The organism is Mesobacillus sp., from assembly GCF_049588175.1.
In the GTDB taxonomy this organism is placed as follows: domain Bacteria; phylum Bacillota; class Bacilli; order Bacillales; family Cytobacillaceae; genus Mesobacillus.
This window is the reverse complement of the sequence record NZ_JBAVFI010000661.1, coordinates 1-10,992: the sequence shown is the minus strand read 5'-3', so window position 1 is coordinate 10,992 and position 10,992 is coordinate 1. Positions and strand designations below refer to the sequence as shown.

Annotated in this window: 10 protein-coding genes, 1 tRNA gene, 1 rRNA gene and 1 other annotated feature; of the genes, 7 read left to right on the top strand and 5 right to left on the bottom strand. The window is 41.7% G+C overall.

What is annotated here, in order from left to right:
- A 5S ribosomal RNA gene (rrf, locus tag WB217_RS16030) occupies positions 1 to 113 on the top strand; the annotation flags it as partial.
- A 401-nt stretch (positions 114 to 514) separates the two neighbouring features.
- Here rrf and WB217_RS16025 read toward each other — a convergent pair.
- Entirely contained in the window at positions 515 to 643 is a 129-nt protein-coding gene (locus WB217_RS16025; protein ID WP_423994252.1) for a hypothetical protein, read from the bottom strand.
- Between the two features lie 116 nt (positions 644 to 759).
- Positions 760 to 1,713 (bottom strand): YaaC family protein, encoded by a 954-nt coding sequence (locus WB217_RS16020; RefSeq protein ID WP_423994251.1) that lies wholly within the window; start codon positions 1,711 to 1,713, stop codon positions 760 to 762.
- Positions 1,714 to 1,824: 111 nt separating this feature from the next.
- Between WB217_RS16020 and guaB the strand changes: the two genes are divergently transcribed.
- From guaB to WB217_RS15990, 6 genes are all read left to right on the top strand, one after another.
- Positions 1,825 to 3,291 carry an IMP dehydrogenase gene (guaB, locus tag WB217_RS16015; RefSeq protein WP_423994250.1) on the top strand — a complete coding sequence of 489 codons (1,467 nt, stop codon included), beginning with the start codon at positions 1,825 to 1,827 and terminating at the stop codon, positions 3,289 to 3,291.
- 526 nt (positions 3,292 to 3,817) lie between these two features.
- The gene (locus WB217_RS16010) at positions 3,818 to 5,122 is read left to right on the top strand and encodes a serine hydrolase (protein WP_423994253.1); all 1,305 of its coding nucleotides are present in this window, start codon (positions 3,818 to 3,820) and stop codon (positions 5,120 to 5,122) included.
- 183 nt (positions 5,123 to 5,305) lie between these two features.
- Complete coding sequence (gene pdxS / locus WB217_RS16005; RefSeq protein WP_207503278.1) at positions 5,306 to 6,187, top strand: pyridoxal 5'-phosphate synthase lyase subunit PdxS; 882 nt, start codon at positions 5,306 to 5,308, stop codon at positions 6,185 to 6,187.
- Between the two features lie 9 nt (positions 6,188 to 6,196).
- Positions 6,197 to 6,787 carry a pyridoxal 5'-phosphate synthase glutaminase subunit PdxT gene (gene pdxT, locus WB217_RS16000; RefSeq protein WP_423994249.1) on the top strand — a complete coding sequence of 197 codons (591 nt, stop codon included), beginning with the start codon at positions 6,197 to 6,199 and terminating at the stop codon, positions 6,785 to 6,787.
- 53 nt (positions 6,788 to 6,840) lie between these two features.
- Positions 6,841 to 7,057: a binding site (T-box leader), on the top strand.
- A 47-nt stretch (positions 7,058 to 7,104) separates the two neighbouring features.
- Entirely contained in the window at positions 7,105 to 8,385 is a 1,281-nt protein-coding gene (gene serS, locus WB217_RS15995; protein ID WP_423994248.1) for a serine--tRNA ligase, read from the top strand.
- 106 nt (positions 8,386 to 8,491) lie between these two features.
- Positions 8,492 to 8,584 (top strand) — tRNA-Ser (locus WB217_RS15990).
- Between the two features lie 204 nt (positions 8,585 to 8,788).
- Here WB217_RS15990 and WB217_RS15985 read toward each other — a convergent pair.
- The 3 genes from WB217_RS15985 to WB217_RS15975 form a co-directional block, all read right to left on the bottom strand.
- The gene (locus WB217_RS15985) at positions 8,789 to 9,457 is read right to left on the bottom strand and encodes a deoxynucleoside kinase (RefSeq protein WP_335433100.1); all 669 of its coding nucleotides are present in this window, start codon (positions 9,455 to 9,457) and stop codon (positions 8,789 to 8,791) included.
- Positions 9,454 to 10,095 (bottom strand): deoxynucleoside kinase, encoded by a 642-nt coding sequence (locus tag WB217_RS15980; RefSeq protein WP_423994247.1) that lies wholly within the window; start codon positions 10,093 to 10,095, stop codon positions 9,454 to 9,456. The genes WB217_RS15985 and WB217_RS15980 overlap by 4 nt, the downstream gene beginning before the upstream one ends.
- 406 nt (positions 10,096 to 10,501) lie before the next feature.
- A partial coding sequence (locus WB217_RS15975) for a glycosyl hydrolase family 18 protein (protein WP_423994246.1) occupies positions 10,502 to 10,992 on the bottom strand: 491 nt, incomplete at its 5' end.

Below are 10,992 nucleotides of genomic sequence, written 5' to 3'. Positions count from 1 at the left end.
GGTGGCGATGGCGAGAAGGTCACACCCGTTCCCATACCGAACACGGAAGTTAAGTTTCTCAGCGCCGATGGTAGTTGGGGGTTTCCCCCTGTGAGAGTAGGACGCCGCCGGGCACGTGAAAGAACAGCTGTAATGGCTGTTCTTTTTTTGTGTCTTCTGAAATGTGCGTAACCGGAAACTGGTAACCAGTTATTATGGATATAATCGTGTTTACCGGTATGATCGTAGCAGTCACCGGTATTGGATTTTGGCTTACTGGTAATATATCTCGTCCAACTGGTGTTAAACGTGGGCTTACTGGTATTATGTTCCTTCCACAGGTATTCCGGTATTTAAAACCGAGCTGCTGAGAACAAACAGGTCAACCGTATTCACTGTATACATCAGTCAATTGACTTTTAGGGGTGTTCCACTGTCCTATGAACCATTCCGAACACTTCCTAACCTTTTCGGAAGCAGCTATGTTCTAAAATAAAGCAAAACCCCCAGAAATCAGTTCTGGGGGTTTTGTGTATTAGTTTTTCTTTTTCTTAGTTCCGAGCGACTGCAATTGATCCATTACTTTCTCACGTGACTTTCTATCTTTTAGCAAGTATGCTGTTCCTAAGGCTACTGTTGTCATCATCAATTTTTTTCTATCCATGCGAATTCCCTCCTTAGTATTCTCGTTGTTCTATTTTACGGAATTCCCGTTTTTAGTAGGATATAAACGTTTCAATACTCTCTATTGCTTCTAGACCGTCGCCAGCCGTTGGTATATCACTTATTCATTAAGTATTGGTAAATTAAGTAAGGTCCTTTTTTTACCGTGGCTTTTAAAAACGTCTGAATCAGCGGATAGTCTTCATTCGGCATCATTTTAATCAGTTCACTCCACCATTCGGTCTCATAGCGGGCAATCATGCCTAGGTTGTATAAAAGTAAATAATGCAGCAGCAGCTCGGGAAATAAGTATAATTCACCTTTATTCAAAGGGAATGAGTAATGCTGATCCTCAAGATTATATTTTAATGGAATCGGTTCAGCCGCCTCAGATAATTTCGCTTTAAAGTAAATCCTTTGCTGATCCTCTGGCAGATATGAGATAGGAATAACAGATTTAGATTGATAATATTCCTTGAAACGATTTTCGGTCATATGAAATTGGTCTAATACTGATTTTGGAAGAGAATATTTTGATTCTGTTTCAGCCACTGGCTGAAAGATTTGCTTTCCCTTTAGTTCTAAAATAATGCCTGAAAGTTCTGGAATCAACTCAAGTACTTCGCCCATCGTCGCTTTTTCACCTTCAAGTTGTTTCATGTGGAACATTTTCTCAGCCATAAGTGAAAATAATCCATTCTTTTGAAACTTTACTTCATCTTCAGTAAAACTGTATTGCTGCTTCTTCCGTTTTCTTGTCGATACACCGTGAGCCAGAACAGAAGTTGTTTCTGGATAATCGGGTGCAACTGTCAGAATACATGCTTTGATTAAATGGACTAGTCCGTAAAACAGCATGATTGGCTGGATGGCAAGTGGGGATTTTTCTGCCTGTTCATAATAAAGTTTCCCATGTTCGAGATAATACATAAAGGGATAACAGTTTTCAAAGCTTTTTAAGTCTGGTTGTTCCAAGTTTAATTTTCGATAGCATTTTTTCAGATAGGCTTGCGAATATTCTGCTGAAAAAAAGAGTGTGTAACTATTCCATTCTCTATATGGCAAGGACACATGTATAACCTCCAAGTTATTTGAAAAATCGGACTAATAGCACCTTTCTTGACAGTATTTTAACCAATTGATAACCTACAAATAATATTTTCTTAAAGGGGGTCATTTACAATGTGGGAAAGTAAATTTGTAAAAGAAGGATTAACGTTTGATGATGTGCTCTTGGTACCAGCAAAATCAGAGGTGTTGCCAAAGGATGTCAGTCTTAAGGTCAGCCTTACAGAAACTTTAAAGTTAAATATTCCTATTATCAGCGCTGGTATGGATACGGTCACGGAAGCGGAACTGGCGATATCAATCGCAAGACAGGGCGGGCTGGGCATTATACATAAGAACATGTCCATTGAGCAGCAGGCTGAACAGGTTGAAAAAGTAAAGCGCTCCGAAAGTGGAGTCATCACTGATCCATTCTTCCTTACTCCGGAACACCAGGTATTTGACGCGGAGCATCTCATGGCAAAATACCGCATCTCGGGTGTACCTATTGTCAATAATGAGAAAGAGCAAAAGCTTGTCGGTATTATCACGAATCGTGATATGCGTTTTATCCAGGATTACTCCATAAAGATTGAAGAAGTTATGACAAAGGAGAACCTGGTAACAGCTTCTGTTGGCACTACACTGAATGAAGCAGAACAGATCCTCCAGCGCCATAAAATAGAAAAACTCCCACTAGTAAATGATCAAGGCGTATTAAAAGGACTAATTACCATTAAAGATATTGAAAAAGTAATCGAGTTCCCGAATTCATCAAAGGATGCACAGGGCCGTCTGCTTGCAGGAGCAGCAGTTGGTGTCACAGGTGATACGATGAAGAGGGTGCAGATGCTTGTTAAAGCAAATGTTGACGTCATTGTTGTAGACACAGCTCATGGACATTCAAGAGGGGTTCTTGAAACGGTGAGACAAATCCGTGAAAGTTACCCTGAACTGAACATCATCGCAGGAAATGTAGCTACTGCAGAAGCTACGCGGGATTTGATCGAGGCTGGAGCAGATGTTGTTAAGGTCGGGATCGGTCCGGGATCAATCTGTACAACAAGGGTTGTTGCCGGTGTAGGTGTACCGCAAATCACAGCTGTTTATGATTGTGCAACAGAAGCGCGCAAGCATGGAAAAGCGATCATCGCTGATGGCGGCATCAAATACTCAGGAGATATCGTTAAGGCTCTTGCTGCAGGCGGACATGCTGTCATGCTCGGAAGCCTGCTTGCAGGAGTATCGGAAAGTCCGGGAGAGACGGAAATCTATCAGGGACGAAGATTCAAGGTTTATCGCGGCATGGGTTCGGTTGGAGCGATGGAAAAAGGCTCGAAGGACCGTTACTTCCAGGAGGATAACAAGAAGTTTGTTCCAGAGGGAATTGAAGGAAGAATTCCTTATAAAGGACCTCTATCAGATACAATCTATCAGCTTGTTGGCGGTATCCGTTCCGGTATGGGCTACTGCGGTACAGCAGATCTTGATCAATTGAGAGAAAATGCACAATTCGTCCGCATGACAGGGGCTGGACTGAGAGAAAGCCATCCGCATGATGTTCAAATAACGAAGGAAGCTCCGAACTACTCAATGTCATAAAAATGCTTTTGAAGGTATTAGGCTGGGTTAAACTGGTCTGTTGATTTCCGCTTCAATCAACAGTTGCTAAAAAACAACATTGCCCTTTAACACAGCCAAGTATGAAGTGTGCATCAAAAAGGTTCTATCCAATAAAGAGGTATATGGCTCAGAAAACAAAAAGGTAAATTACCCCTTTATCTGAGACTTTTTTCCTGTATGATAGCAGGTTTTTTCCTGATTTTACAATAGACAGAGTGACTATTCTCTGTCTATTTTTTTCGTTTTCTTTGTGTTAAACTTAACGGGTGTGATTTTTCAGGGATCAATAATATACAAGCTTAATAGATTATTTCTTTATAGGCTTTTTTCATAATCATGGTGGTTGATCTTCCTAACTTCATTATTAAATATGTATATTAACAACTACAATATTGATATAAAAAATTAGGAAAAGATGCCCCAAGGCTGCAATCTATATGAAAACAGTCACAATTTAAAATTTGGAGGGAAAGACGTTTTGAATCGAAATCAGAAGCAGCTTTCAATGTTCTTCGCAACATTGATTTTAACGATCGCAACCGTATTTTCTGGATTTACAATGAAGGCTGAGGCTGCAGATGACCAGTTAGGCATCGAAGCAGAAGCAGCCATCCTGGTTGACGCAGAATCAGGAAAAGTATTATATGAGAAAAATTCTGATGTTGTCCTTGGCGTAGCCTCAATGTCTAAAATGATGACTGAGTATATGGTTCTCGAAGCTATTAAAAAAGGAAAGCTTCAGTGGGACCAAAAGGTAAAAATCAATGAATATGTCCACAAGCTATCTGCTGCACCTGAGCTTTCAAATGTTGGCCTAACTCAAGGCGAAGATTATACAGTGAAAGAATTGTATCAGGCAATGGCGATCCATTCTGGAAACGCTGCTACAGTCGCATTAGCAGAGGTACTATCAGGTACGGAAAAGAATCACGTAGAGAAGATGAATAAAAAAGCCGCTGAACTTGGCTTGAAAGATGTTAAATTTGTTAATTCAACTGGTTTGAATAATAAAGATTTGCTAGGAAAGCATCCTGCAGGCAACCCTGATGAGGAAAATGTCATGACTGCTCGTTCTTTAGCAAAGCTTGCTTACCGTTTGTTGAAAGACTATCCAGAAGTTTTAGAAACAGCTAGCATGCCTTCTTTGAAGTTCAGAGATGGAAGAGAGTATAAAAACTTCAACTGGATGCTTCCAGAGCTTATTTTCCCTTATGATGGCGTAGATGGTTTGAAAACGGGTTCTACTGATTTTGCAGGCTATGGTTTTACAGCTACTGCCATGAGAAATGGCCAAAGATATATTTCTGTAGTCATGAAAGCAGATTCTAAAGACAGCCGTTTTGCAGAAACACGCAAAATTCTTGATTATGCATTCAACAATTTTACAAAAGAAGAACTTGTGAAAAAGAATTATCAGTTAAAGAGCAAGAAAACGATTCCTGTTACAAAGGGAAAAGAAGACAAGGTTGAAATCCATTCTAAAGACTCGATCACTATGGCAGTGAAAAACGGTGAAAAAGACCAATATGCGCCAGTGCTTGTTTTAGATAAAAAGAAGCTTAACGAAAATGGTGAATTGACTGCTCCTATTAAAAAAGGAGAGCAGGTTGGATATATGACTGTTAAGTCTAAGAAGGGTGATAATATCAGCTTCTTGACGGAAGACGGACAAAAGGAAATCCAGGTGCCTGTTGTCGCTGCAGAAAGTGTTGAAAAGGCGAACTGGTTTGTTTTAATGATGCGCGGAATCGGAGGTTTCTTTGGAGACCTATTTGGCGGCATAGCAGATTCTGTTAAAGGCTTGTTCTAAATAATATAATAGTTTGTGAAAATCAAAATATACTGATAAAAAGGTTTCCTGTCTTGACAGGAAACCTTTTTTATTGTTTATTTTCAATAGGGGTAACTGTAATTCCGACTAAAAAAGTCTGCTTTTCCAGTTATTTGTAAGGCTATTACATAAATCCTTTTATAAGGAACAGGGGGAATAACAATGAAGACAGGTACTGATCGAGTTAAACGTGGTATGGCAGAAATGCAAAAAGGCGGCGTCATCATGGACGTAGTCAATGCAGAGCAGGCAAAGATTGCTGAAGAGGCGGGCGCTGTTGCTGTAATGGCACTAGAGCGTGTTCCTTCGGATATCCGTGCGGCAGGCGGCGTAGCAAGAATGGCAGATCCGCGTATCGTTGAAGAGGTAATGGGTGCTGTCACAATTCCCGTAATGGCAAAAGCAAGAATTGGCCACATCGTTGAAGCGCGTGTGCTTGAAGCGATGGGCGTAGATTATATAGATGAAAGTGAAGTATTGACTCCTGCAGATGAAGAGTTCCATTTGAATAAAAGAGATTATACAGTTCCTTTTGTATGTGGATGCCGTGATCTTGGTGAGGCTGCAAGAAGGATTGGCGAAGGTGCTTCCATGCTGCGCACTAAGGGCGAGCCAGGAACCGGAAACATTGTGGAAGCAGTCCGCCACATCCGCAAAGTAAACGCGCAGGTTCGCAAGGTAGTGGCAATGGACCTTGATGAATTAATGACTGAAGCAAAGCTGCTAGGAGCCCCTTATGAGCTTCTTTTAGAAATCAAGCAGTTAGGACGCTTGCCAGTTGTTAACTTTGCAGCAGGCGGCGTTGCAACTCCAGCGGATGCTGCTCTTATGATGCAGTTAGGTGCTGACGGAGTATTTGTTGGCTCAGGTATCTTCAAATCAGAGAATCCTGCTAAGTTCGCGAAGGCGATTGTTGAAGCGACAACTCACTATCAGGATTACGAATTGATTGCGAATATCTCCAAAAACCTTGGAACACCTCTTAAAGGTATCGAGATTTCTACCTTGAATCCTGAAAACCGCATGCAGGACCGCGGCTGGTAAGGAGATGCTATGGTGAAAATCGGAGTCCTGGGGTTACAGGGTGCAGTTCGTGAGCATATTTGGGCAATTGAAGCCTCCGGTGCAGAGGGAATGGTCATTAAGCGTCCTGAGCAGCTGGAAGAAATGGACGGATTGATTATTCCTGGCGGTGAAAGCACAGCAATCCGCCGGTTAATCGATAAGTATGGATTTATGGATGAACTGAAAAAATTCGCTGCAGACGGCAAGCCGATGTTTGGGACTTGTGCCGGTCTTATCCTACTTGCCAAAGAACTGGTAGGCTATGAAGCGCCGCATATTGGTGTAATGGATGTAAAGGTTGAACGAAATTCATTCGGCCGCCAGCGTGAAAGTTTTGAAGCTGACATTGATATTGCTGGAGTTGGAAATGATTTTTCAGCAGTATTCATCCGTGCGCCTCATATCGTGGAAGCTGGAGAAAATGTAGAAGTGCTTGCCAAGCATAATGACAGGATCGTCGCGGCACGTGACGGCCAGTATTTAGGCTGTTCCTTCCATCCGGAATTAACAGATGATTACAGGCTGATGAACTATTTTGTAAAGATGGTTGAAGAATCAAAGAGTAAAAATTTTGCATAAACAGCTTGCAAGTCGAACATAATTGTAGTAAATTATGTATTAAAATTTGATACTTAAAAGCAATGAGAGGGAATAGTAGCTTGTTTTCATTCTTTAGAGAGCCGGTGGATGGTGCAAACCGGTGTCTGAAACAAAGGAATCCGCCCTCGAGCAGAGTATGGAACGCCATTATGGCCAGTAAATACTTTCGGTAAAAACCGTTATTTTATGAGTGGAAAGCGAATTTGCTTTCAACTAGGGTGGCACCGCGGGTTAACTCTCGTCCCTTTTTGGGGACGGGAGTTTTTTATTTTTTTTTAGAAAAGGGAGGAATCATTGTGCTAGACGTAAAGTATTTAAGAGCGAATTTTGAAGAAGTTAAAAACAAGCTGCAATACCGCGGCGAAGATTTAACCGATTTCGGCAAGTTTGAAGATTTGGATGTAAAACGCAGGGAGTTAATCCTTGAAACTGAACAATTGAAGAGCCGCAGAAATGAAGTTACCCAACAGGTTGCTGCGTTGAAACGGGAAAAACAGGATGCGGACCATTTGATTGCCGAAATGCGTGAAGTAGGCGACCAAATCAAGGAATTGGATGATCAATTGCGTGTGGTTGAGGAAGAATTGGAAAATCTTATGCTAAGCATACCTAACATTCCTCATGAGAGTGTTCCAATCGGGGAAACAGAAGATGATAATGTTGAAGCCCGCAAATGGGGAGAAGTTCGCAATTTTGAATTTGAACCAAAACCTCATTGGGAGGTTGCTGAACATCTGCAGATTCTGGATTTCGAACGTGCTGGGAAAGTAACGGGAAGCCGGTTTGTATTTTATAAAGGTTTAGGAGCTCGCCTTGAGCGTGCATTGATCAGCTTCATGCTTGATCTGCATGTTGATGAGCATGGATACAAGGAAATTCTTCCTCCGTACATGGTCAACCGCGCAAGCATGACTGGTACTGGACAGCTGCCTAAGTTTGAAGAGGATGCTTTCAGGATTGAAAGTGAAGATTATTTCTTGATTCCGACTGCAGAAGTTCCTGTAACCAATATGCACCGCGATGAAATTCTAAGTGGAGAAGAGCTGCCGATCAGCTATGCAGCATACAGTGCGTGCTTCCGTTCTGAAGCAGGATCTGCTGGACGCGATACACGCGGATTGATACGCCAGCATCAGTTCAATAAAGTTGAATTAGTGAAGTTTGTTAAGCCTGAGGATTCTTATAATGAGCTTGAAAAGCTTACTGGGCATGCTGAAAAGGTTCTGCAGCTGCTTGGCCTTCCATACCGAGTGCTAAGCATGTGTTCAGCGGACCTTGGCTTTACCGCTGCTAAGAAGTACGATATCGAAGTTTGGATTCCGAGCTATGGTACGTACAGAGAAATTTCTTCTTGCAGTAATTTTGAGGGCTTCCAGGCACGCCGTGCGAATATCCGTTTCCGCCGTGAAGCAAAGGCGAAGCCAGAGCATGTGCATACATTGAACGGATCTGGACTTGCGATTGGCAGAACGGTTGCTGCCATCCTTGAGAACTACCAACAGGCTGATGGCAGTGTCATCATCCCTGAAGTATTGCGTCCATATATGCGCAATCGTGATGTAATCACTCCAGAATAAAAGAAACTTTTTTTCTTATCGGGCAGGAAATTTTCCTGCCCGAAAAAATATTTGAATTTCTGTTGACGATGAATGTAATACATGATATTATAGTTCTTGTCGATACGGAGGTATACCCAAGTTCGGCTGAAGGGATCGGTCTTGAAAACCGACAGGCGGGTAACACCGCGCGGGGGTTCGAATCCCTCTACCTCCTCCATTAACTTAAACATTAAGCATTAACGCATAAAAACAATTTGGAGATTGTGTAAAAAAACCCGTTACGGATGTAGCGGGTTTTTTTATATTTGTTTTTACTGAACATAGGTGGCGATAAGGATTCTACGTTCCCGAAAAGGAACCACCTGCATTGTCTGCAGAAAAAATTCAACCCTATAAAAACAAAAGCCGCACAATTGGCGGCTTATTTTTTCAATAATTGAGTTTGTTTGATGTGAGTTGCGATTTTCTCAACAATTGGCTCTATTGATTCAGGGTTGTTGAAAAGATCGTAATCGTTGATATTCAAACGCAGTACCGGGCATGCGTTGAAATTGTTGATCCAGTTTTCATAACGTCCGTGCATTTCTTCCCAGTAAGATATTGGTGTCTGCTGTTCCATTGGGCGGCCTCTCAGCTTGATGCGTTCAAGGATGTCATCGATTGAGCCTTCTAGATAAATCAACAGGTCCGGATGTGGGAAGTATGGTGTCATGACCATCGCATCAAACAGGCTTTTATAAGTTTCATAATCCACAGGGGACATTGTGCCTTTTTCATAGTGCATTTTTGCGAAAATGCCTGTGTCTTCATAAATGGAACGGTCCTGGATAAAGCCTCCGCCATATTCAAAAATCCTTTTTTGCTCTTTGAAGCGTTCAGCAAGGAAATAGATTTGCAAATGGAAGCTCCAGCGTTCAAAATCAGCATAAAATTTATCAAGATAAGGGTTTGTATCTACTTTTTCAAAGGATGTACGGAAACGCAGGGCATCTGCCAGGGCATTCGTCATTGTGGATTTACCGACTCCTACTGTACCGGCAATCGTGATGACCGCATTGGCTGGGATGTCATATTTTACTCTAAGATTCATGGTTGTACGCTCCTTTTCCTTAATGATGCAGTCAATTGGTCTATGATCAGCTGTAGGTCAGCTTCATTTTTAACGAAATCGAGATCATCTCCACTGAAACGAAGAACAGGGATTTCCGGATGCTCCTGTTCGAATTGGAACATAGCCTGTTCGTAATCAAGAGATAATTGCTCAAGGTATAGTGGGCTGATGTTCTTTTCAACTTCGCGGCCGCGCATCTTGATTCGCTTCAAAAGTGTGTCGAGACTGGCGGTCAGATAGATGATGACATTAGGCTTTGGCATATCTTTTGTCAGGATTTGATAAATAGCGAGGTACTTATTGTATTCCTGTTCATTAAGAGTCCGCTGTGCGAAGATCAAGTTTTTCATTATATGGTAATCAGCAACGACAGGCTTGTTTTGGCTGATGTAATGTTCATTAATATCTCCAAGCTGCTTGTATCGATTACATAGGAAAAACATCTCTGTCTGGAAACTCCATTCTTCTATATCATCATAAAATTTCCCCAAGAATGGATTTTCATCGACAATTTCCTTCAAAAGAGCAAATTGAAATTGCTCGGAAATGGCACGGGCAAGTGATGTTTTTCCGATGCCAATCGGTCCTTCAACCGTTATAAAAGGTGTACCTTCCACAGCATGTCCTCCCTCTCCGTTGTTTCAAAGTAACAATAATATATTCTCACTTTGAAAATTATCTAGCTCCAGCGCCTATCTACTTAGCTTGCCTAAGAATGGCAACGTCGACCATTGCTACAGGACGTGGCGTTTCTTGTCGACAATTTCTATATTTAAAAGGCGCTTTTGCTTTTCTATGTGGTTTACATTTCTGGCATATAAATAGCAAAATCCATTTTATCACACCATGGCATAGAATGGATACGGAATATTAAGAGCCAATTTTAACAAAAAACAAGACAGCCGCATGAATACTGCGCCTGTCTAATATTATCGAATCGTGTAAAAATTTTTTAGGATATTTATTTTTTTATAAAATTTAGGCAATTTTAAAATTTCTAGGTGAAAAGAAGGACTTTTATTTTTAAGAGGGCCTTTTGAATACATTGAAATTTTCCTGGATCAACAGCCAGTTTTGCGGGAAGGAAAGCCCGAGTTTCCAGTAGCTCATCCCTCTTATCTTCAACTCTTTGATCAAATCGAATTTTGCCTGGATGGAGCGGGCATCCTCAAACCAGACCTCATGCTGTTTCCCATCAGCTGCGGTATATTTAAAGGTCGGTGCCTGAGCTTTCGTATCATATTGTATAGGAACATTGTATTTTGCAGCCAGTTCAATGCCCTGCTGCGGACTGATTGCCTTAGCTACGCTACCTTGCACAAATGGAAGGGTCCAATCATAGCCATATAGGTTCTGGCCCATCATGATTTTTCCAGGAGGGATTTCGGTAATGGCATACTCCAGCACTTGGCGGACAGGCCCTATTGGTGAAACTGCCTGAGCAGGTCCGCCGCTATATCCCCATTCATAGGTCATAATCACCACGAAGTCGACAATTTCTCCGTGCGCCTTGT

Bases quoted from the DNA above. Each gene is read 5' to 3' on its own strand.
- WB217_RS16025 (WP_423994252.1), bottom strand. From the start codon at position 643: ATGGATAGAAAAAAATTGATGATGACAACAGTAGCCTTAGGAACAGCA.
- guaB (WP_423994250.1), top strand. From the start codon at position 1,825: ATGTGGGAAAGTAAATTTGTAAAAGAAGGATTAACGTTTGATGATGTG.
- WB217_RS16010 (WP_423994253.1), top strand. From the start codon at position 3,818: ATGTTCTTCGCAACATTGATTTTAACGATCGCAACCGTATTTTCTGGA.
- pdxS (WP_207503278.1), top strand. From the start codon at position 5,306: ATGAAGACAGGTACTGATCGAGTTAAACGTGGTATGGCAGAAATGCAA.
- pdxT (WP_423994249.1), top strand. From the start codon at position 6,197: ATGGTGAAAATCGGAGTCCTGGGGTTACAGGGTGCAGTTCGTGAGCAT.
- WB217_RS15985 (WP_335433100.1), bottom strand. From the start codon at position 9,457: ATGAATCTTAGAGTAAAATATGACATCCCAGCCAATGCGGTCATCACG.